Annotated in this window: 18 protein-coding genes; 6 read left to right on the forward strand and 12 right to left on the reverse strand. The window is 65.4% G+C overall.

Annotation, left to right across the window (positions count from 1 at the left end):
- Positions 1–118: 118 nt before the first annotated feature.
- Positions 119–1504, reverse strand: a complete 1386-nt coding sequence (locus tag ACE103_RS36965; RefSeq protein WP_375777020.1) for a M20 family metallopeptidase — start codon at positions 1502–1504, stop codon at positions 119–121.
- A gap of 228 nt (positions 1505–1732) precedes the next feature.
- Between ACE103_RS36965 and ACE103_RS36970 the strand changes: the two genes are divergently transcribed.
- On the forward strand, positions 1733–3121 hold the full coding sequence (locus ACE103_RS36970) for an LLM class flavin-dependent oxidoreductase (RefSeq protein ID WP_375777021.1): 1389 nt from the start codon (positions 1733–1735) through the stop codon (positions 3119–3121).
- 238 nt (positions 3122–3359) lie between these two features.
- Here ACE103_RS36970 and ACE103_RS36975 read toward each other — a convergent pair whose 3' ends face one another.
- Positions 3360–5024 carry a thiamine pyrophosphate-binding protein gene (locus ACE103_RS36975; protein ID WP_375777022.1) on the reverse strand — a complete coding sequence of 555 codons (1665 nt, stop codon included), beginning with the start codon at positions 5022–5024 and terminating at the stop codon, positions 3360–3362.
- Positions 5025–5346: 322 nt separating this feature from the next.
- Between ACE103_RS36975 and ACE103_RS36980 the strand changes: the two genes are divergently transcribed.
- A complete protein-coding gene (locus ACE103_RS36980; RefSeq protein ID WP_375777023.1) occupies positions 5347–6831 on the forward strand; it encodes a hypothetical protein in 1485 nt (494 codons plus the stop codon).
- A gap of 38 nt (positions 6832–6869) precedes the next feature.
- Here ACE103_RS36980 and ACE103_RS36985 read toward each other — a convergent pair whose 3' ends face one another.
- Positions 6870–7385 carry a GFA family protein gene (locus tag ACE103_RS36985; RefSeq protein WP_375777024.1) on the reverse strand — a complete coding sequence of 172 codons (516 nt, stop codon included), beginning with the start codon at positions 7383–7385 and terminating at the stop codon, positions 6870–6872.
- 147 nt (positions 7386–7532) lie between these two features.
- On the reverse strand, positions 7533–8660 hold the full coding sequence (locus ACE103_RS36990; protein ID WP_375777025.1) for an alkene reductase: 1128 nt from the start codon (positions 8658–8660) through the stop codon (positions 7533–7535).
- A gap of 102 nt (positions 8661–8762) precedes the next feature.
- Between ACE103_RS36990 and ACE103_RS36995 the strand changes: the two genes are divergently transcribed.
- Entirely contained in the window at positions 8763–9146 is a 384-nt protein-coding gene (locus ACE103_RS36995; RefSeq protein ID WP_223967012.1) for a winged helix-turn-helix domain-containing protein, read from the forward strand.
- Positions 9147–9424: 278 nt separating this feature from the next.
- Here the strand turns inward: ACE103_RS36995 and ACE103_RS37000 are convergent, their stop codons facing one another.
- Positions 9425–10921 (reverse strand): aldehyde dehydrogenase family protein, encoded by a 1497-nt coding sequence (locus ACE103_RS37000; RefSeq protein ID WP_375777026.1) that lies wholly within the window; start codon positions 10919–10921, stop codon positions 9425–9427.
- Between the two features lie 201 nt (positions 10922–11122).
- Here ACE103_RS37000 and ACE103_RS37005 point away from each other — a divergent pair, with 201 nt between their 5' ends.
- Entirely contained in the window at positions 11123–11974 is an 852-nt protein-coding gene (locus tag ACE103_RS37005) for an SDR family NAD(P)-dependent oxidoreductase (RefSeq protein WP_375777027.1), read from the forward strand.
- A 251-nt stretch (positions 11975–12225) separates the two neighbouring features.
- On the opposite strand, the gene ACE103_RS37010 is transcribed toward ACE103_RS37005, so the two are convergent.
- Positions 12226–12606 (reverse strand): hypothetical protein, encoded by a 381-nt coding sequence (locus ACE103_RS37010; RefSeq protein WP_223967008.1) that lies wholly within the window; start codon positions 12604–12606, stop codon positions 12226–12228.
- Between the two features lie 177 nt (positions 12607–12783).
- On the opposite strand from ACE103_RS37010, the gene ACE103_RS37015 reads away from it, so the two are divergent.
- Together ACE103_RS37015 and ACE103_RS37020 are read left to right on the forward strand one after the other, a co-directional pair.
- The gene (locus ACE103_RS37015) at positions 12784–14193 is read left to right on the forward strand and encodes an aldehyde dehydrogenase family protein (protein WP_375777028.1); all 1410 of its coding nucleotides are present in this window, start codon (positions 12784–12786) and stop codon (positions 14191–14193) included.
- Between the two features lie 77 nt (positions 14194–14270).
- Complete coding sequence (locus ACE103_RS37020; RefSeq protein ID WP_375777029.1) at positions 14271–14831, forward strand: DUF2478 domain-containing protein; 561 nt, start codon at positions 14271–14273, stop codon at positions 14829–14831.
- 111 nt (positions 14832–14942) lie between these two features.
- On the opposite strand, the gene ACE103_RS37025 is transcribed toward ACE103_RS37020, so the two are convergent.
- The 6 genes from ACE103_RS37025 to ACE103_RS37050 all read right to left on the reverse strand — a co-directional run bounded on the left by ACE103_RS37025 (position 14943) and on the right by ACE103_RS37050 (position 20551).
- Positions 14943–15149, reverse strand: coding sequence for a hypothetical protein (locus ACE103_RS37025; protein WP_024581255.1), 207 nt, complete (start codon positions 15147–15149; stop codon positions 14943–14945).
- Between the two features lie 156 nt (positions 15150–15305).
- The gene (locus ACE103_RS37030) at positions 15306–16301 is read right to left on the reverse strand and encodes a hypothetical protein (RefSeq protein ID WP_375777030.1); all 996 of its coding nucleotides are present in this window, start codon (positions 16299–16301) and stop codon (positions 15306–15308) included.
- Positions 16298–17419, reverse strand: coding sequence for a GNAT family N-acetyltransferase (locus tag ACE103_RS37035; protein ID WP_375777031.1), 1122 nt, complete (start codon positions 17417–17419; stop codon positions 16298–16300). The genes ACE103_RS37030 and ACE103_RS37035 overlap by 4 nt, the downstream gene beginning before the upstream one ends.
- Positions 17416–18615, reverse strand: coding sequence for a hypothetical protein (locus tag ACE103_RS37040; protein ID WP_375777032.1), 1200 nt, complete (start codon positions 18613–18615; stop codon positions 17416–17418). Before ACE103_RS37040 ends, ACE103_RS37035 begins: the two co-directional genes overlap by 4 nt.
- Entirely contained in the window at positions 18612–19487 is an 876-nt protein-coding gene (locus tag ACE103_RS37045; protein WP_375777033.1) for a ThiF family adenylyltransferase, read from the reverse strand. Before ACE103_RS37045 ends, ACE103_RS37040 begins: the two co-directional genes overlap by 4 nt.
- Entirely contained in the window at positions 19484–20551 is a 1068-nt protein-coding gene (locus ACE103_RS37050; protein WP_375777034.1) for a hypothetical protein, read from the reverse strand. The genes ACE103_RS37045 and ACE103_RS37050 overlap by 4 nt, the downstream gene beginning before the upstream one ends.
- Between the last annotated feature and the right edge of the window lie 246 nt (positions 20552–20797).

Genomic DNA, 20797 nt, shown 5'->3' on the forward strand with positions numbered 1-20797 from the left:
ACCCTGAGGAGCGCGAAGCGCGTCTCGAAGGGTCGACGGCCCCGCTGGTGGCCGTGCATCCTTCGAGGCTCGCAAGCGCTCGCACCTCAGGATGACGGGGAAAAGGCGAGCCCGCCCTTCACCCCTTATGCGGTGCCTCGCCGAGGTCCCAGAACAGGCCGGCCATGATGGTCAGCGCCTCCTCGGTCACCGGCAGCAGGATGTGCTCGTCGGGCGCGTGCTGCGAGCAGCCCGGATAGGAATGCGGCACCCAGATCGTCGGCAGCCCGAGGCCCTCCGAGAACACATCGTTCGGCAGCGAGCCGCCGAAGTTGGGCAGCACCGCCGGCGCCTTGCCGGTGGTGGTGCGGATCGAGTTCGCCGCCCAGTCGATCCACGGGCTGTCCATATCAGTGCGCGAGGCGCCGAAGCGCTGCGCGCCCGAGACCTCGACCATCGGGAAGCCGTTCTTGTGCAGATAGTCGCGCACTCCGTCGATCACTTCGAGATATTTGGTGCCGACGACGAAGCGGAGTTGCAGCACCGCGTTCGCCTTGCCCGGAATGGCGTTGGCGGGCTTGTCGATATTCCCCGACGACATCGCCAGCACTTCCAGCGTGTTCCAGGCGTAGAGCCGTTCGGCCGCAGTCAGGCCTTCCTCGCCCCAATCTTCCGCCAGCGCCGGTTCGTCCGCCGTCGGCTTGATTTCGACGTCGGCGAGCGCGGCGCGGACGCGGTTCGAGATCGGCGGCGGTTTCAGGATCTCGAGCTTCATGCGGCCCTTGCCGTCGACCAGGCTCGCGATCGCGTTGACCAAAATCGTCGCCGGATTGGCCAGCACACCACCCCAATTGCCGGAATGGTTGCCGCCCTCGCGCAGATTGACGTCGAGATGGATGCGGTTGCCGCCACGGCAGCCGAGGAAGATGGTCGGCCGGTCCGCCGACAGCCGCGGTCCGTCCGAGGCAATGAAAAGATCGGCCTTCAGCTCCTCGCGATGTGCCTCGCAGACCTCGCGCAGATCGGGCGAGCCGATCTCCTCGCCAGTCTCGATGATGAACTTGGCGTTGAAGCCGAGCTTGCCGCCGCGCGCCTGCTTCACCGCGCGTAGCGCGGCCATGTTGATCGAATGCTGGCCCTTGTTGTCGGCGGTGCCGCGGCCGTAGACGCGGTCGCCCTTGACCGTGGTCTGCCAGGGATTGAGCCCGTCGCGCCATTCGCCGACCATGCCGTCGACGACGTCGCCATGGCCGTAGGTCAACACGGTCGGCCGCGCGGCATCCTCCTGGTAGTCGGCGATCAGATAGGGCCCGCGGCCGGTCGGCGACTCGATCAGCCGGGTCGTGAAATCGAGCTCGGCGAAGGCCGGCTGCAGATTCTCGACCAGATAGGCGCGCAGCGCATCGGCCTTGTCAGCGTTCAGGCTCTCGGTCTGGTAGCCGACCCTGCGGTCCAGCTCCTGCAAGAACTGCCCCGATTGAAAATGCTCTCGCACGTTTGCGATTGCGTCGGCCCGTGTCGCCATGATTGTTCCTTCGTCCGGTCGCGTCTTGGCATGACCCCACTGGAACGCGACGCTTTGCGCCCCGATCATGCCTCTGGAGGCCGGCAACCTATCGGGATCGGCGCGCCACCGGAAGGGTGTGAATCGCGAAGGGGGCCTTGCCAAAACGTGGGAAGTCGCAACAAAGTTGATGTGGGACGCCCGGCATTCGACCGGGCCGCATTCGAAGCGGCGCTCAAGGTTTCGACAATGACAAAACAAGTCCGGCTCAACGCCTTTGCCATGAACTGCGTGGCGCATCAGTCGCCGGGGCTATGGACCCATCCGCGCGACCGCACCAAGGACTACAACAAGCTGTCCTACTGGACCGATCTGGCGAAGACGCTGGAGCGCGGCCGGTTCGACGGCCTGTTCCTCGCCGACGTGCTCGGCGTCTACGACGTCTATGCGGGCAATCCGGATGCGGCGCTGCGCAACGCGGCGCAGACCCCGGCCAACGAGCCGTTGATGCTGATCCCGGCGATGGCCGCGGTGACCGAAAATCTCGGCTTCGGCGTCACCAGCAATCTCTCCTTCGAGCCGCCCTACCCGTTCGCACGGCGGATGTCGACGCTCGATCACCTGACCGGCGGCCGGGTCGGCTGGAACGTGGTGACCGGCTATCTCGATTCCGCGGCGCGCGGCGCCGGCAAGGACAAGCAGACCGCGCATGACGACCGCTACGAGCTCGCCGACGAATATATGGAGCTGGTCTACAAGCTGTGGGAAGGCAGCTGGGAGGACGACGCCGCGATCCGCGACGTCGCGCGCGGTATCTTCACGGATCCTGCGAAGGTGCATCGCGTGCAGCACGAAGGCAGCAACTACCGCCTCAACGCGATCCATCTCTCCGAACCGTCGCCGCAGCGCACGCCGGTGCTCTATCAGGCCGGCACCTCGCCGCGCGGCCGGCAGTTCGCCGCCGAGCACGCCGAATGCGTCTTCATGTCGGGCCCGTCAGCGAAGGTGATCGGCCCGCGGGTGTCGGCGATCCGCGAGCTCGCCGCCGAGAAAGGTCGCAACGCGGCCGAGATCCTGATGTTCTCGATGATGTGCATCGTGGTGGCGCCGACCGAGGCCGAAGCCAAGGCGAAATACGCCGAGTATCGCAGCCATATCAGCCATGAGGGCGCGCTGGCGCTGATGTCGGGCTGGACCGGCGTCGACTTCTCGACCTATTCGCTCGACCAGGAAGTGCGTCACGTGCACAACGACGCCGGCCGCTCCGCGATGGACAACGTCACCCGCGCCGATCCCGATCGGGTCTGGACCGTGCGCGAGGTTGCCGAGCATGTCGGCATCGGCGGCGCCGGCCCCGTGGTGGTCGGCTCGCCCGAGCAGGTCGCCGACAAGATCGAGCAATGGTTCGAGGACACCGACGTCGACGGCCTCAACGTCGCGTTTGCGATCTCGCCCGGCGATTTCGAGGATATCGCCGACATGCTGGTGCCGGAGCTCGTCAAGCGCGGCCGCTACAAGCGGGAGTATGCCAAAGGCACGCTGCGCGAGAAGCTGTTCGGCGCGGGACGAGCGAGGCTGGACTCGACGCATCCGGCGGGGCGATATCGGGTAAAGTCGCAGGCAAACGCAGCGGAGTGATTGTCTCCGTCATTGCGAGCGAAGCGAAGCAATCCATCGTTCCGCATATGCGAAGCAATGGATTGCTTCGTCGCTTCGCCCCTCGCAATGACGGGGTACCGCACAGCTCACCATCCCGTCATCCCGAGGAGCGCGCTCTTGCGCGCGTCTCGAAGGATCGACGGCCACCGGCCGGGCCGTCGACCCTTCGAGACGCGCTTCGCGCTCCTCAGGGTGACGGTGTGAGAGTAAGCGTCGGCTAATTCACCGAATTGCTCACCATCACCTCGATCAGCTTCGCGCCGGGACGGCTGAACGCGGACTTCATCACGCTCTTCAGCTCCTGCGGGTCCGTCACCTTGATCGCCTCCAGCCCGAGCGAGCGCGCGACGCCGGTGAAATCGACTGGCGGGTCGATGAAATCCATCCCGACATAATTGTCATCGCCATGGAAGGCCAGCAGGCGCTGCTTGATGATGCGATAGCCGCCATTGTTGACGATGACGAAGGTCAGCGGCAGCTTGTGATTGGCCGCGGTCCACAGCGACTGGATCGAATACATCGACGAGCCGTCGCCGGAATAGCACACCACCGGGCGCTGCGGATTGGCGAGGCTGACGCCGACCGCGGCCGGCAGGCCCCAGCCGATGCCGCCAGATGCGAGCGCGTGATAGCCGTAGCGGTCGCGATGCGCGCGCAGCGCGATGATCTGCCGCGACGAGGTCAGGCCTTCGTCGACCAGGATCGCGTCATCGGGCATCGCCTCCACGACCTGCAGCGCCAGCCAATCCGGATCGATCGGCGATTTCAGGCTCGCCTTCGAGATCTGCTCGACCAGCGCCTTGCGCTTCGCCGCCCAGTTCTTCGTCGATAGCGCTGCGAGGCCCTGCTTCGCGCGCGTCTCCAGCGCGCTGCCGCCGAGCTCCTTCAATGCCGGGACCAGCGCGCGCAGCGTCTCCTTGACGTCAGCCTTGACCGCGATCTCGGCGCCATAGTTCCTGGCGAGATCGCTGTCGACCAGGCCGACCTGCACGATCGAGAGCCCGTCCGGCAGCGGATCGACCTCGCTATAGACCGACATCCGCAGCGGATCGCCGCCGAGTGCGATCAACAGATCATGCGGCGCCAGCACATCGCGGGCGACCTTCTGCAGCCGCGCGATCGCGCCCATGAAGCTCGGGCTTTCGGAAAGGAAGTGCGAACCATAAGGCGTCGGCGATTGCCACGCCGGGCAACCCAGCGTCTCGGCGAGATCGGCGGCCTCGCGCAACGCGTCGCTCTTGACGATCTCGTCGCCGACGACGATCACCGGACGCTCGGCTTTCAGGATGCGCGCGGCCAGCGCCTTCAACGACTCCTCCGACGGCCGGACCCTCGTGTCGACCCGGGTGGAGCGGCCAAGCTCGATGCCGGCCTCGGCGTTGAGAATATCGCCGGGCAGCGAGATGAATACCGGTCCCGTCGGCGGCGTGGTCGCAATCTTGGCGGCGCGGCGCACGATGCGCGGCAGGTCTTCGAGACGCGTCACCTCGACCGCCCATTTCACCAAGGGCGTGGCCATCTGCACCAGCGGTCCATAGAGCACCGGCTCGGTCAGGCCGTGGCCCTGTTCCTGCTGGCCGGCGGTGAGGATCAAAGGCGTACCCGTGAAGCTCGCATTGTAGAGCGAGCCCATCGCATTGCCGAGGCCGGGTGCGACATGGACGTTGCAGGCGACCAGCTTGCCGGAGGCGCGGCTGAACCCATCGGCCATCGCGACGACCAGGCTCTCCTGCATCGCCATCACATAGGTGAGGTCAGGATGATCCTTCAGTGCATGCATGATCGGCAATTCGGTGGTGCCGGGATTGCCGAACAGATGCGTGACGCCCTCGTCCTTCAGCAGCGCCAGGAAAGCCGAGCGGCCGGTAATGCGATTCTTCATGTTCCCTCCAGGCCTGCCGGCGCGTTGGCCGACGACGCCGGGGAGATGACCAAACTTGCGCTTGGGGAGCAATCGAGCGGCCGGTCATGGCCGCATTCCGCTGGCGCGCGCCTGGCTCTCCGGGCTTTTCACTCCGCCGGTCAGTCCCTCGAAAGCCGGCGTTGGGCAGGCGTGAACCTCGACGGCAGCCATCGAATTGCGCGGCTGACTTTAACGCTACTTTAGGCAGAGTGTCCTAAAGCGACGATGGTTTGCCTTCATCAAGCACACAGAACAGCATGCAGGGCCCGCAGTTGGCTCGCTTCGATCGCGGGGTTCAGTCATGGACGCGCTGGCGGCCTGGAACGGAACCAGGCTCGATAGAGGACCGGGAACGATCGGGCGCGAGAAGCCGGGTCTCTATGTCTTCTTGATCGCAGTCACGTCGCTGTACTACCTGTCGAACGGCCCGCTCCTGCTCGGCCACCTTGATCTCGGATGGCACCTCGCCGCCGGAGACCTGATCAGGGAGCGCGGCAATGTGCCCTTCCAGGATCCATGGTCATTCACCCTCGGCGACAGGCAATGGTACAATTTGTCTTGGCTCTGGGACGTGCTCGCCAGCGTGGTGTTTCAATACACGGGGTATATCGGTCTCACACTGTCAGTCGTTGCATGTGGCGCCGTCATCACCGGATATCTTGCATCGATCTGCCTGCGCAGCGGCGCCTCGACGCTCGCGGTTGGCATTTCCGTTCTCGCCGCGTGCGTGCTTTACCCGGCGTTCGTGACCGCGCCGAATTCCTATCTCGCCGCTTCGCCGAACACCCCGACCATGCTGTTCTGCGTCGTTTTCTACGCAGAGTGCCTGAAGCGAACCAGATGGTTCTTGCTGCCCATGATGATGGTGCTTTGGGCCAATCTGCATGGCGGCTTTGTGCTCGGGCTTTTCATCATCGGCCTCTTTGGCGCCGCGTGCGTGCTCAGGCGGGACTGGGCAGGTCTTAGGATCTACAGTTTCGCAGCAGCCGGCTGCCTTGTCGCAATCCTGATCAATCCTCTCGGCTGGCGCATCTACGACGGCGTCACCACCACGCTGGGCCATTTTGCGCAGGCGAACATCACCGAGTGGTGGTCTTACTCCGCAAACTTCACCGTGCCCGGGAGCATTCCCGGCATCGTCTACATCGCGATATTTGCCACGTTCGAGCTGCGCCACCCGGCTGCCTCGCCGGCTCCTCTGGAGTCGCGGCTGCTGTCCTGGCTGTTCTTGCTGCTGGGATTCTATCAATACCGATACATGTCGTTCTTCTTCATGTTCGCAACGGTGCCGCTGGCGCTTCACATCGACCGGGTGCTGCCCAAGCAACTCAGCGACCTCAAGGTCCAGAGCTCGCTCTTGGTTGCCGGCATCGTCGCAATGTGCGCGCTGCCGCTGACCTTGATATACGTCAAACCGGCGCTCGCACTTCCGCAGCTGCTCTCGGAGCAAGATGCGCGTTATCTTCAAAGCCATTTTCCGCACGCACGGCTGCTGAACCACTGGAACGTCGGCGGGCTCCTGATCTTCTACACACGCGGTGCGGTGCCGGTGTTCGTCGACGGCCGGTCAGCCACCGCCTATCCCGACGAGCTGCTGCGCGACTATTTCAGCCTGATCAAATGGGAGATCGATGAGACCGCCTGGGACACCGTGCTCGCCAAGTACAAGATCGATACGGTGCTCTGGGTGAAGGCGCACGAACCGCTGAAGCGGTTCCTCGTGGACAAGAGAGGGTGGACCGAGGAATACGTCGGGTCGGAAGAGGTCATCTACGTGAAGCACTGACGCTGCGTCGGTCTGATTCGATCAGCATCGAATCTGCGCTAGAACATCCCCTCGCGCTCGCTGCGCTTCTTCTCTTTCGAGCGTTGCCAGACCACGCCGGGATAGCCCTTCAGCGGCACCAGCGGCTCGCCGGTGTAGGCCCACTCCTGCAATTCCTCGATCGCGATGTGATAGAGCGGCTGCCGGCCGGTGCGCCCGGAGAACAGCGCGCGCGGGATGTTGACCATGTGCGGCGACCGCGCGCGTTCGTAGATGACGGGCGTGCCGCAATTGGCGCAGAAGCTGCGCGCGGTCTTGCTTTTCGCGTCCTCATAGCGCGAGAGCTCGCTCTCGCCTTGCGTGATACGGAAGCGCTTCTTCCAGCTGCCGACATAGGTCGCATAGACCGCGCCATGAGCGTGGCGGCTGGCAACGGTGTGATCGTGCCAGGCCCAGCGCGCCGGCACATCGATCTCGAACCGCACCTTGCCGCACAGGCATTGGCCGGCCGCGGGCTTTGCCAACGCCACGGGCTTTGATTTCTTTGTCGGCTCGAACTCGTCGTCCGGAAACATCGGGAGCTCTCCGGCTTTGCCCGCCGTCATTGCGAGCGAAGCGAAGCAATCCATCTATCCGCGCGTGAGGAGCGATGGATTGCTTCGTTCGCTCCGCTCCTCGCAATGACGAGATGGAACCATTGTGGTGGCCCGCACTACGAAGACTTACGCCTGCGTCATCTCGTCGTGGGCGGGATAATCCGTGTAGCCCTTCTCCTCGCCGGCATAGAAGGTCGCGCGGTTGTACTTGGTCAGCGGATAGCCGCGTTGCAGCCGGCGCGGCAGGTCCGGGTTGGAGATGAAGTAGCGGCCGAACGCGATCGCATCGGCATGACCTTCCGCGACCGCGCTCTGCGCGCTGTCGCCGACGAAATTGCCGGCGGTGATCAGCACACCGCTCCACATCGGGCGGTACAGCACCATCGCGGACGGCACGTTCTGCCAGTCGACCTCGGCGCGGCCGGTGCCCGAGGCGCGCGGCTCGATGAAATGCAGATAGGCGAGCCCGAACTTGTCCAGCGCCTTGATGGCGTGGCTGTAGAGCGGCATCGGGTCGGCCTCGCCGCTGCCATTGGCGATGCCGTAGGGCGATAGCCGTACGCCGACGCGATTGGCGCCCCAGACCTCGGTCACCGCCTGCGCCACTTCCAGCAGGAAGCGGACGCGGTTCTCGATCGAGCCGCCATACTGGTCGGTGCGCAGATTGCTGCGCGATTGCAGGAACTGCTCGATCAGATAGCCGTTGGCGCCGTGGATCTCGACGCCGTCGAAGCCGGCGGCGAGCGCGTTCTTCGCGCCCTGCCGGTAGGCCTCGACCATCACGGCGACCTCGCCGGTCGTAAGCGCACGCGGCGTCTCGTAGTCGACCACCTTGCCGTCCGCCGTCATGCACCTGAACTCGGCGGGGATCGCGACCGCCGACGGCGCCACCGGCAGCGCGCCATCGGGCTGGAACGAGGAATGCGAGACGCGTCCGACGTGCCAGAGCTGCAGGAAGATCAGCCCGCCCTTGGCGTGCACGGCATCCACCACCTCGCGCCAGCCCGCGATCTGGGCCTCGCTGTAGATGCCGGGGACGCCGGGATTGCCGAAGCCGGTCGCGACCACCGGCGAGGCTTCCGCGATCAAGAGGCCGCCGGGCGTGGCGCGCTGCGCGTAATATTCCGCGTTCATCGGCCGCGGCGCGAGGCTCGGCCGCGCCGCCCGCATCCGCGTCAGCGGCGCCATCACGACACGGTGCTTCAGCTCATAGGGACCGACCTTGAGCGGCGAAAACAGCGATGGAGAACTCATGCCTACCCCGATTATTCTTTGTGATGTCCCGTTATGTCACGGGTTCATCTTGTTCGCAAAAGCAGGTAGTGGCAATCTAGCGAACAGACAAGCAGGCTTGCCATGTCGAAACCGAGCGCCACATTGCTCCCCTCATTGAGCGTCCGCATCGATCTCGATGCCGAAGACCGCATCGGACCGGGCAAGATCCTGCTGCTCGAGCAGATCAAGGAATGCGGCTCGATCTCCGCCGCCGGCCGCGCCATGGACATGAGCTACAAGCGCGCCTGGGACTTGGTCGACGAGATCAACCGCATCTGCCGGCAGGCGGCGGTGGAACGCCAGACCGGCGGCAAGAACGGCGGCGGCGCGGTGCTGACCCCGTTCGGCCTCTCCTTGGTGGCGCGCTACCGCAAGATCGAACGCGATGCGGCGACCGCCGTGCGCAAGGACCTCGAAGCCCTGCGCAGCGACATCGGCAAGCCGAAGAAGGCCGCGGGGCGGTAAACGCAAGAGCCGGTGGTCGTTGCAGGGGCGCTTACGAAAATATCGAAAACAACCCCATGCACAGTAACCGGCGGCGGCCGGCGTTCGACAACGCAACTTGACGCGTCGGGCAAATCAGGGATATTATTCTAATATTCCGAAATCATGCAGGCATTGGGGTGAGGACTTCCCTCCGCGAGCACGCCGAACATTGAGACCTATACCCCTCGCCCGGATTGCATCTATCGATGCAATCCGACCTCTCCCCGCAGGCGGGGAGAGGTGAGAAGAAGCAAGCGCTAGCCCGTCTTGATCCAGACCGCCTTGACGTTGAGATACTCCTCGACGTGCTGCTTGCCGGACTCGCGGCCGTAGCCGCTCATCTTGTAGCCGCCGAACGGCACCGCCGGATCCATCGCCTGGTAGCAATTGACCCAGACCGAGCCGGCGCGCAGCGCCTTGGCGACCTGGTGCGCCTTGCTGACATTGGTGGTCCACACGCCCGAGCCGAGACCGAAGGTCGTAGCATTGGCGCGCTTGATCAGCTCGTCCGGATCCTTGAAGGAGATCGCCGAGATCACCGGGCCGAAGATCTCCTCCTGCGCGATGCGCATGTTGTCCTGCACATTGGCAAACACGGTCGGCTGCACGAAATAGCCCTTCGACAGCGCGCCCTCGGTGAGGCGCCCGCCGCCGGCCAGCGCCTTGGCGCCTTCCTTCTGGCCGATGTCGAGATAGCCGGAGACGCGGTCCATCTGCTGCTGCGACACCAGCGGCCCAATCTGGGTGTTGGGGTCGAGGCCGTTGCCGACCTGCAGCTTCTTGCCGAACTCGGCGACGCGGCCGACGAACTCGTCATAGACCTTCTGCTCGACGAACAGCCGCGTGCCGGCGCTGCAGATCTGGCCGGAATTGGCGAACACGGCCATCGCAGCGCCCGGCACCGCGGCGTCGAGATCGGCGTCGGCGAACACGATGTCCGGCGACTTGCCGCCGAGCTCGAGCGAGACGCGCTTGAGGTTGCCGGCCGAGGCACGGATGATCGATTGTCCCGTGACGTGCGAGCCGGTGAAGGCGACCTTATCGACATCGGGGTGCGAGGCAAGCGCGGCACCCGCGGTCTCGCCATAGCCCGGCACGACGTTGACGACGCCGGGCGGAATGCCGGCCTCCATGCAGAGCTCGCCGATGCGCAGCGAAGTCAGCGGCGATTCCTCGGCCGGCTTCAGCACCACGGTGCAGCCGGTCGCGATCGCAGGGCCGATCTTCCAGATCGAGGCGGTCAGCGGCCCGTTCCAGGGGATGATGGCGCCGACCACGCCGATCGGCTCCTTCAGCGTGTAGGAGAAGATCTCGCCGGGCAGCGAGTTCTCGATGGTCTCGCCGTGGATCGCGGTCGCTTGTCCGGCGTAGTAGCGCAGCATGCCGAGCGCGCGCAGCCGGTTGCCGCGGGTGCGGCTGATCGGCGCGCCCATGTCGAGCGTGTCGAGCTGGGACAGTTCCTCGAAATTGGCCTCGACCAGCTCGGCGAGCTTGAGCAGCATGTTCTGCCGCTCGAACGGCTTCACCTTGCTCCACGGCCCTTCGAAGGCGCGACGCGCGGCCGCAACCGCGCGGTTGATGTCCTCGGCATCGCCTTCGGCGACGGAGGCGAGCAATTCACCGGTGGCGGGGTTGTGGGTTTCGAATTTCTTGCCGGAGGCGGCGTCGACCCATTTGCCGTCGATCAGCATCTGCTTGTAGGAGCCATCGGCATAAGGATGGCGCGTGATCGGAATAGCCTGCGATACAGCCATGTTTGCACTCCCTGTAAAATGTCGGCTGAGGTGTTTTGGAAGCGTTATATCGGCGATTCTACAGCGCGGCCGCGAAACCGTAAAGCGAGGCAAGCGTTGTCGAGGGTGGCGCGCATGAAAACCTCCCATGCACCCGCGTGCATGGTGGGTGCGATATACTGATTTTTGAACCTCAGCCACAGATGTGTCCGGAGACCGACGATGCCCCACCCCGTGATATCAGCCAATCATGTTGCCGTGATCACCGGAGGCGCGTCCGGCATCGGGCTTGCCGCCGCGACGCGTTTTGCCGAAGCCGGCATGAAGGTCTGCATCGCCGATCTCGGCGATGACAGGCTGAAGGCAGCTGCGGCAAAACTGTCATCTGCCGCACCCGGCGGCGCCGCCGACATCATGGCGGCTGCGGTCGACGTCAGCCGCGCCGACGAGGTCGCAGGCCTTGAGGCCGCCGTCGCGAAAAAGTTCGGCGGCACCGACATCCTGATGAACAATGCCGGCATCCAGCCCGGCAGCGCGATGTTCGGGCCTGCGGACAATTGGCGGCGCATCCTGGGCGTCAATCTGTGGGGCGTGATCAACGGCACGCAGGCGTTTGCGCCCAACATGATCAAGCGCGGCCGGCCGGGGCTGATCATCAACACCGGTTCCAAGCAGGGCATCACCACGCCGCCGGGCGATCCCGCCTACAATGTCTCCAAGGCCGGCGTGAAGGCGTTCACCGAGGCGCTGCAGCACGAGCTGCGCAACACCGACGGCTGCGAGATCACGGCGCATCTGTTGATCCCGGGCTTTGTCTTCACCGGGCTGACCGCGCGCGGCCGCACCGAGAAGCCGGCCGGCGCCTGGACATCGGAGCAGACCGTCGACTTCATGATCGAGCACCTCACAGCCGGCGATTTCTACATCCTCTGCCCGGACAACGACGTGCCGCGCGCGCTCGACGAGCGCCGCATCCTGTGGGCCGCCGCCGACATCGTCGAGAACCGCCCGCCGCTGTCACGCTGGCATCCGGACTACGGCGATGCGTTCGCGGCGTTCGTGAAGGGGAAGTGAAATCGTAGGATGGGCTAACTCACCCTATCCCCATTCGCGCTGTCATCGCCCGGCTTGACCGGGCGATCCAGCATTCCAGAGGCCGCGGTGCTTGAGTCGAGGGGCCGCGGCGTACTGGATGCCCCGCATGAAGCGGGGCATGACAGCGGAAAATATGGCGGACAGTGCGTAGGGTGGGTGGCGCAGCGAAATCCACCAACTCTGCTCACCGCCGAGAGAGCGGTGGGTTACGCCTTCGGCTACTGACAGCGCTAATTCGCGCGCACCCGCACCGGCGTCTCCGGCTGCGACACCAGCGCCTCGCCGAGTTCGCTTTGCTGAGCGCGCGGGATCGAGAAGCAGACGCTGAAGCCGTCCGACGTCTTGAGCGTCATCATGCCATGGGCCGGATCGGTCGACTGCTCGAGCACCCATGAATCCAGCGGATAGGCGTAGCGCAGGCTCTGGTCGCCGAAACGGGTCTGCAGCGCCTTGCTGATCAGCCCGGGCAGCGTCATGACCAGCGCGCCGACCTGGTTGATCGACAGGCGGATGGTTGCGGGCTCACCCTTGCCGTCGACGAATCCCAGCGAAATGGCGCAGCCGTCGGGCGCGACTTCGCAGGTGGTGAGCTCCTGGGTTTCGATCTGCATACCGGCACTCCGGGTCATTTCTTCGTTATATTCGTAAGGATATATCGCTCGGCCGGCCGCCGTCCAGCCGTTATTCGGGGACCATCTTTGGCCGTGGCCCACCCACCGCAATCGTGATATATGACAAGATATAGCGAGGCCCGCGAAGGGCCCGTTTGACCAGGGAGAGCAAAGCCTATGAGTGATTACAAGCTTCTCATCGACGGCAAGATGGTACCCGGCGACCAGACCATGCCGGTGCTCAATCCGGCGACCGAAGAGGTGGTGGCGCAATGCCCCCGCGCCTCCAAGGAGCAGCTCTACAAGGCCGTCGCCGCCGCGAAGGCCGCCTATCCCGCTTGGGCCGCCACGCCGATGGAAGAGCGTCGCAAGCTCATCATCAAGATGGCTGAGGCGATCGAGGCCAACACCAACGAGCTCGCACACATCCTGACCAGCGAGCAGGGCAAGCCGCTCGCGGATGCCACCGGCGAGGTGATGGGCATGGCGGGCTTCTTCCGCTACCTCGGCTCGCTCGATCTGCCGATGCGCGTGGTCGAGAATTCCGGCGACCGCAAGGTCGAGGCCTATCGCCGCCCGCTCGGCGTGGTCGGCGCGATCATTCCCTGGAACTATCCGCTGCTGATCCTGGCATTCAAGCTGCCGTCGGCGCTGCTCGCCGGCAACACCCTGGTGGTGAAGCCTGCGCCCACCACGCCGCTGGCCTCGCTGCGCTTTGCCGAGCTGGTCAAGGACATCCTGCCGAAGGGCGTGCTCAACTTCATCGCCGATGCCAACGATCTCGGCGATCACATGACCAAGCACCCTGATATCCGCAAGATCTCCTTCACCGGCTCGACCGCAACCGGCCAGAAGGTGATGGCGAGCGCGTCGCAGACCCTGAAGCGGATCACGCTCGAGCTCGGCGGCAACGACGCCGGCATCGTGCTCGACGACGTCGATCCGAAGAAGGTGGCGCCCGGCATCTTCGAGGGCGCGTTCCAGAACTCCGGCCAGGTCTGTCTCGCCATCAAGCGGCTCTATGTGCACGAATCCGTCTATGACGAGATCTGCAACGAGCTGGTCGCGATTGCGAAGAACACCGTGGTCGACGACGGCTCCAAGCAGGGCACCAAGCTCGGCCCGCTGCAGAACAAGATGCAGTACGAGAAGGTGAAGGCGTTCCTCGACGACGCCCGCAAGAACGGCAATGTGATCGCCGGCGGCGCCGCGATGGACCGTCCCGGCTATTTCATCGAGCCGACCATCGTGCGCGACATCAAGGAAGGCTCCAAGCTGGTCGACGAGGAGCAGTTCGGCCCGGTGCTGCCGGTGATCAAATATTCCGACAAGGATGATGTGATCCGCCGCGCCAACGCCACCACCTACGGCCTCGGCGCGTCGGTCTGGTCATCCGACATCAAGCGCGCCCATGAGGTCGCGACCCAGATCGAGGCCGGCACGGTGTGGATCAACAAGCACCTCGACATGGCTCCGAACATTCCGTTCGGCGGCGCCAAGCAGTCGGGCATCGGCACCGAATTCGCCGAGGAAGGTCTCGCCGAATTCACCCAGCTGCAGATCATCAACGGCCCGCCGGCCGCCTGATCCGAAAACATGCGGCCGCGACGCCTACACCCTGGCGCCGCGGCCGCCTCTCTTCTTAACAACGAACAGAGCCCATCATGTTCGATGCCCAATGCGACCTGGCCGCCCTGGTCTATGACGACAACGACGATCCCGACGCCGTCCTGCGCGACTTCGCCGGCGAGCTGAAGGCGCACGGCGCGCGCGTGGTCGGCATGGTGCAGACTGGCCAATGCGCGGATTCCAGCCTTTCGGCAGTGCTGGTCCATAGCGGCGAGACGCTGCTGCTGGCGCAGCCGCCCGCTCCCGGTGCGACCGGCTGCAAGCTCGATCTGTCGCGGCTGCAGGACGCCGGCGTCCGCGTCGCCGACGCGCTCGCTGAAGGCGCCGATCTCGTCATCGTCAACCGCTTCGGCAAGCGGGAACGCGACGGCAAGGGCCTTGGCTTCGTGATCGAGCGCGCGCTCGACGCCGATATTCCCGTCGTGATCGCGGTGTCACGCCAAAGCTTTGCCGACTGGATCAAATTCGCCGGCGGCATGAGCGTGAAGCTCGCCTGCGACCGCCACGCGCTGGACGCCAGGTGGCACAACGTCTCGCTGCGAACCGCAGCCCGGATCGCGCCGGATCACATCACGGTCTGCGAGGCGTTCAAGTAGAGGTGCTTCGTCCTCGTCATTGCGAGCGAAGCGAAGCAATCCATACCTCGGCGCACGCGGAACGATGGATTGCTTCGTCGCTCCGCTCCTCGCAATTACGACAGAAACGCCTTACAGCGTTTCCTGCTTGTGGTCACAGTTCTTGCAGGTGAACTTGACGCGGGACTGGCCCTTTTCCGCCTGCACACGGTTCGGCGCGCCGCATTTGCCGCAGACGGCCTCGATCCGGGTCGTGCCCTGCTTGATGACCAGGTTCCGCTTTTCCATGGTCTCGCGGATCAGGCGCTCGGCCTCCTCGCGCAACGATTGCTTCGACATTAACCCCACCGGTCATTGGTTTGCGGGCGGCGTCATAGCACGACCCCGTGAAGCTTTGACAGCAGATATCGAGCTCTATTTCTGAGTATATCCTAGAGCGTTTTCGAGCGACGTGGATACCGGTTCGCGTGACGAAAACGCGTCAATACAAAAAATCTACACGATGAGCCGATCGACCGGCAGCCGGAAATGCCGCGGTTCCAGCGGTTTTGCGGGCCGGCCGATGCGGAACACGTTGACGAGGCGCAGATCGGTGCCGATCCTGCCGAGCTTGCGCAGCCGGTCGTTGAAATCGGGATGATCGGCCAGCGCCGAGATCGGGCATGCCACAAGCCCGGCGCGATCGATCTCCAGCCAGCTGCGGTAGAAATGCCGCCCCGTCGTGAGTGGATCCTCACCGACCGGGCGACAGAACAGCACGATCGCCGCGGCCGAGGCGGTCTTGGCGCCGTCTGACAGCAGCGATGCGGCGAGGCCGAGACGATCGAGCGGCCTGAACAGGCTGCCGAGCACGAAGCGGGCGGCGGTGGCCTCGACCGCGCTCATGGCAAGCGCTTCGCGATTGAGGCCGTCGACCAGATAGTGCGGATGGTCGGGCGACAGCCGCATCCATGCGAGCAGTTCGGCCCGATAGTCGTCGCCGTGCACGAAGGAGAATTCGGCCTGGTCGGCCCAGCCGGCGATATCGGCAATTGCCTGGCGATCCCCTATGCAGACCAGATCGTCACGCGCGACGGCGAGCTGCACCAGCGGCGCGGGCTCATCGGGCGACGCCGCAAATTTGCCGCGCCACGACATCCGGTGCGCCACATGGCCGGCCAGCGGATCGGACGCGGCGCCTTGCCTGACCGCAAAGCTGCAGAGCGCGCTAAATTGCGGCGACAGCGGCTGCTCGATCGTGGTCATCGCCGTGATCGCGAGGCCGCGGCGGTTGAGCGCGAGGCTCATGCCCTCCAGCGCCGCTCCGTGCGAGACGAGAACATCATGCCCCGCGGGATCGGCGACCGGCGCGCGCACCGAGGTGTCGTCGACCAGCGCCAGCCGCCCGTCGCCGAGCAGGCGCCAGCGGGTCGGCTGGATGTTGTGGACGCTCGGCGCCAGCCGCGCCTCCGCGACCAGCTCGCGCAGCAAATCCGGCGTCAGCTCGCTCATGCCGCGGCCAGCCGCTTGGTGAACAGATGCAGCCGGTGCAGCGGCGTGGCGCCGGCCTTCTCGACCTGGCGCAGCGACGGCGCGTTGATGTCGGCGATCCAGGTGCCGCCGAGCGTGCGGTAGCCGGCCTCCTGCAACGCCAGCGCCGTGCGGTAGAGCATCGCGCCGTTGAGGCCGCGATTGTGCAGATCGCGGCAGACCGACTGATAGATCAGCACGGCGCGGGTGTTTAGCATGCGGTGCTGCACGAATTTGAACGGCGCGGTCAGACCGATGCGGCCGCCGATCGCCTTGATCAAGGGATTGAGGTCCGGGATTGCGATGATCGCGCCGGCAGGCCGGCCGCGGTGATAGACCACGGTCGAAATCCGTTTGTCGATGATCCACATCATGTCGCCGGCCTGGAACAGATATTCGGCCGCGGTCGGCGGCACGAACATCGGGTTGTCGGCAAAGCCGTCGTTCAGGATCAGGCGCGCATCCTCCAGCCGCACCTTGAAGGCGGAGCGCTTGATCGGCTGCCAGACGAAATCCTTGTCAGTTAGCACCGCGCGCTGCTTGTCGCCGAGCAGCTGCTCCGGCTTGCCGCCGTCGAGCGCGATCTCAAACGTCGTCATCGGGAAGGTCGCCGCATAGCCGGCGCGTTCGAGGTGTTGCGCGATATGCGGCGGCGACCACATCATGTCGGTGAACGGCGCATGGTCGAAGCCGTCGGTCATCACCCCGATCTGCTGCATCGCCGTGAGATTGAAATTGCCGGCGATGCGGGTCATGCCGCGTGCGGCAAGCCACTGTTCGGCGGTGCGCAGCAGCGCATCGGCCACATCGAGATCGTCGACACAGTCGAAGAAGCCGAACGCGCCGTGGCGCGTGCCGTGCTTGCGGTTGGAGGCATCGTGGATCGAGGCGGCGATGCGGCCGACCGGGCGGCCGTCGCGATGCGCCGAGAACAGCGCATAGCGGCCATGGCCTTCGGTGACGAACGGGTTCTTCGCGGCATCGAACATCCGGTCGAAATCGCTCCACAGCGGCGGCACGTAGAGGCTGTCGGGCCCATAGGCATTGAGGGCGGCGTCGAAGGCCGCCTTGCGGTCGCCCTCCCGGATCTCGATCGTCATTTGGCCTCCGGGGTCAGCGCCAAGAGCCGCCGCACCAGCGCCAGCGCGGTTTCGGTGGCCGGATCGGCTGCGGTGACGGGCACCGCGAGCACGATCAGGTCGAGCGGATCATGCGCGAGCACGATGACATGGGAGGCGTTGTTGGCGGTCATCAGCGACACCATGCGCTCGGCGGCGGGGTCGGTCGGCGCCAGTCCCCACGGCGCCTCGGAGCGGCGCAGCACGCGCCTGGTCGACAGGAAATCGCGCAGCAACGGCGGATCGTAGGGTCCAAGCTCGTCTTCGCGGAAACGCCGGGCGCTCTCGAAGATCGGATGCCGTGCGAGCTCCGCGATCAGCTGCTCCCGGGTCTGCGCCGGTGACGCCGCGACCGAGTTGAGCACGCCGGGCTCCTGAGATTCGAACAGCGCCCGCAGCGCGTCCGTCATCAGCCCGATGGTCAGCACGCCGGCGATCGCCACCGCGACGAACCGGATCATCTGCGCGGCATCGACGTCAGGCGCCATGAAGGCGGCGGCGAGCCCGAGCAGCCCCGAAGAGATCAGCCGCAGCGCCATCATCGCGAGCCCATGCCGCCGCGTCTCGGCGCCGCCGCCGGCGATCAGCATCACGGTCACCGTGAGCAGCGCGCCCAGCGCGCCGAGCCGGACCGGAATGTCGGGAAACAGCGTGCGGAAATCGGTCAGGATGAACGGGATCACCACCAGCGCCCCCACCGCCATGCGGCCGATGCTGCGGTTCTCCGAGGCCATCAGCGCCGCGCGGTCGCGCGTCGCCAGCAGCAGCGCGCAGGTGGCGAAGCCCACGAGCTGGAACAGGGCCAGCGCGACTGCATAAGGCATCGCAAAGCGCTGCAACCCGAACAGGCCGCCGAGGCCGAGCAGGATGCCGCCCGCGAGCGCTGCGATCTTGACTGCGCGCGGCGCGTGGCGGCGCAGGATGCCTTCGGTGACGATCAGCGCACCGAGCGGAATCAGCGCGGCCGGGATCACCGAGAGACGATCCAGCAGCCAGCTTCCGCTCCACCACGCCAGGCCGCGGTCGAGGAACAAGGTCGCGATCACGCCGAGCGCGAGCAGCAGGCGGCGGGTCAGCGGGCTCCCGGGATCGCGCCGGTAGAACGTCATCATCGCCACCGCGACGCCGATGGCGCCGCAGAGATTGACGATGGAATCGGCGATCACCCCCGAGGTCATGCGACGCCCGTCAATTGATCGATCGCCCGCCGCACCAGCGGGCGCATCAGGGCGGCGATCAGCGCATTGCGCGGCTTCTCGATCGCCGGCCGGTGCGGGTTGAGGAACCAGCCGCGGCAATCGGTGCCGGAGGTGCGGCCGAGGATCAGCGCGACCGCCTCATAGGCCATCAGCATGCCGGTCGAGATCACCATCGGTGCGAACGACATCCGGCTGCGGCGACCGGCCGCGACTTCGCCGGCGATGGCGAGGTCGACATAGTTGCGCGAGGAGGAATGCAGCATGACATGCTCGATCTCGGCACGCATCGCGGCGCGACGGTCGTCCTCGGTGATCTCGGTCCAGTCCTTGGCCAGCGTCGGAAAGGTGAGGCGCTCCTCGGGCCTGGGATCGTGCGGGCGCACCACGATCACCGACGGCAGCGGCGACATATAGGCGTCGATCACGGTTGCGTCGGCGCGCTTGGCGGTCCGGTACAGATGCACGCCGGCAGCGATATCGTCCATGCCGTTGACGATGACCGGGCAGCGTTCGGCAATGCCGGCGAGCTCACTGGTCCAATTCTCGCCGAGCACCTCGACCTCGATGGTCGGATTGATGCGTTTGGCGGCTTCGGCGGCGACCGCCGCCTTCTCGCGGCCGACCTCGTCGGCAAAGGCGAACACCTGACGATTGAGGTTGGAGACCTCGAAGCGGTCGATGTCGGCGATCACGAACTTGCCGACGCCGGCGCGCGCCAGCGCCATGAACGCCGCGCCGCCCATGCCGCCGACGCCGCAGACGAACACCCGCGCCCGGCGCAAGAGCTGCTGCTCGTGCTCGTCGATGAAGCCGATGTTGCGGCCGGTGAACGAGTAATAATCGAAGTTCATCGCGCGGTCCCGTTGTCCTGCTTGCGCGGCCGCAACGTGCCGAAGGCGCGGGTGTCGTCCATCCAGTAGACCACCGGCAGCACCAGCCGCTGCAACGCCAGCATCGCGGACGCCGCAAGCAGCGCCGGCAATGAGCCCGAAGGCACCTCGCTCATCAGATAGCGCCGCGCGCCGCCAAGATCGACGCGGCCGATCTGCAGCACATCGTCGCCGCGGCCGTAATCCAGCTCGCGCTCGCAAAATTCGTTGTAGACGGCATCGCGATGCTTCGGCGCGATCTCAAAGGTCTTCTTCAGCGCATCCGAGCCGCCGGTATAGGCATTGGTGATGACCGAGCGGGCCTCGTCGAAACCGGCCTCCTCGCCGACGCCGAACACCGCGCGATGCCGTGCCATGATGCCGCGCGCCAGCTGCAGATGCGCAAAGCTCTGCCGCGCCCCCGGCAGCGGCGACGGGAATACGTCCGAGAAGGTGTCGCTGACCATGCCGACGACCGCCGGCACCTGGGTGACGTTCGAGATCCATTTCGGCCGCAAACCATCGCGGGCGAACAGCACCAGCGCGGTCAGGCCGTAAAGCACCCAGGACAGGCCCTGCCCGCGCACATCGGGATCGACCATGACGAGGCCGAGATGGGTGACTTCGGTCGGCTCGCCGTCGAGCGGCACGTCCATCACCGACAGCGCGTTGAAGGCGATCGGCCGCCCGGTGTCTTCCTCTGAGATCAGCGTGATGACAGCGCGCGACAGCCGCTCGGGCTCGCCGGAGAAGATGCCGTAGCTCAGGCTCTCCTCGGGCAGGGTCTTGGCGGCGACGATGCGGAGCTGCGCGACCAGCGCATCGAGCTCGTCCTTCGGCAGCGACAGGCCAGGCGATTCGACGATGCGGGTGCGCTGGCCGGCCTGGGTGCGCAAGGTGAGATCTATGGTCGGCTGCGACAGCGCCTTCAGCCAGAAGCCGCCATGGCTGCGCAGGCCGTCAAAGGCCGCGCGCGCCTTGCCAAGAGTCTTGGCAAAGCTCCTGCTGCCGCGCGAAGCGGGCGTGCGATTGTCCGTGGACGCCATTTCTCTGTCCCTCGGGCGCGATCTCTGCACTTTGGCCTGTTAAAGAGCCATGAGTGCAACTTGGCGCTGTTTGCCGCAGGGTAAACAAGGCCTTCCGGAAACGGAACAAGTTGGTGGTAAGCGGCTTGCGGCCTATCCACCGTCATTGCGAGCGCAGCGAAGCAATCCATCGTTCCGCGTACGTGGCGCGATGGATTGCTTCGTCGCTACGCTCCTCGCAATGACGCGGGAAGATCTCGCCACCCA

Origin of the sequence: Bradyrhizobium sp. ma5 (genome assembly GCF_042258955.1) — a bacterium.
Lineage (GTDB): Bacteria > Pseudomonadota > Alphaproteobacteria > Rhizobiales > Xanthobacteraceae > Bradyrhizobium.

Coding starts and splice junctions, on each gene's coding strand:
- ACE103_RS36965 (WP_375777020.1), bottom strand. CDS start 1,504: ATGGCGACACGGGCCGACGCAATCGCAAACGTGCGAGAGCATTTTCAA.
- ACE103_RS36970 (WP_375777021.1), top strand. CDS start 1,733: ATGACAAAACAAGTCCGGCTCAACGCCTTTGCCATGAACTGCGTGGCG.
- ACE103_RS36975 (WP_375777022.1), bottom strand. CDS start 5,024: ATGAAGAATCGCATTACCGGCCGCTCGGCTTTCCTGGCGCTGCTGAAG.
- ACE103_RS36980 (WP_375777023.1), top strand. CDS start 5,347: ATGGACGCGCTGGCGGCCTGGAACGGAACCAGGCTCGATAGAGGACCG.
- ACE103_RS36985 (WP_375777024.1), bottom strand. CDS start 7,385: ATGTTTCCGGACGACGAGTTCGAGCCGACAAAGAAATCAAAGCCCGTG.
- ACE103_RS36990 (WP_375777025.1), bottom strand. CDS start 8,660: ATGAGTTCTCCATCGCTGTTTTCGCCGCTCAAGGTCGGTCCCTATGAG.
- ACE103_RS36995 (WP_223967012.1), top strand. CDS start 8,763: ATGTCGAAACCGAGCGCCACATTGCTCCCCTCATTGAGCGTCCGCATC.
- ACE103_RS37000 (WP_375777026.1), bottom strand. CDS start 10,921: ATGGCTGTATCGCAGGCTATTCCGATCACGCGCCATCCTTATGCCGAT.
- ACE103_RS37005 (WP_375777027.1), top strand. CDS start 11,123: ATGCCCCACCCCGTGATATCAGCCAATCATGTTGCCGTGATCACCGGA.
- ACE103_RS37010 (WP_223967008.1), bottom strand. CDS start 12,606: ATGCAGATCGAAACCCAGGAGCTCACCACCTGCGAAGTCGCGCCCGAC.
- ACE103_RS37015 (WP_375777028.1), top strand. CDS start 12,784: ATGAGTGATTACAAGCTTCTCATCGACGGCAAGATGGTACCCGGCGAC.
- ACE103_RS37020 (WP_375777029.1), top strand. CDS start 14,271: ATGTTCGATGCCCAATGCGACCTGGCCGCCCTGGTCTATGACGACAAC.
- ACE103_RS37025 (WP_024581255.1), bottom strand. CDS start 15,149: ATGTCGAAGCAATCGTTGCGCGAGGAGGCCGAGCGCCTGATCCGCGAG.
- ACE103_RS37030 (WP_375777030.1), bottom strand. CDS start 16,301: ATGAGCGAGCTGACGCCGGATTTGCTGCGCGAGCTGGTCGCGGAGGCG.
- ACE103_RS37035 (WP_375777031.1), bottom strand. CDS start 17,419: ATGACGATCGAGATCCGGGAGGGCGACCGCAAGGCGGCCTTCGACGCC.
- ACE103_RS37040 (WP_375777032.1), bottom strand. CDS start 18,615: ATGACCTCGGGGGTGATCGCCGATTCCATCGTCAATCTCTGCGGCGCC.
- ACE103_RS37045 (WP_375777033.1), bottom strand. CDS start 19,487: ATGAACTTCGATTATTACTCGTTCACCGGCCGCAACATCGGCTTCATC.
- ACE103_RS37050 (WP_375777034.1), bottom strand. CDS start 20,551: ATGGCGTCCACGGACAATCGCACGCCCGCTTCGCGCGGCAGCAGGAGC.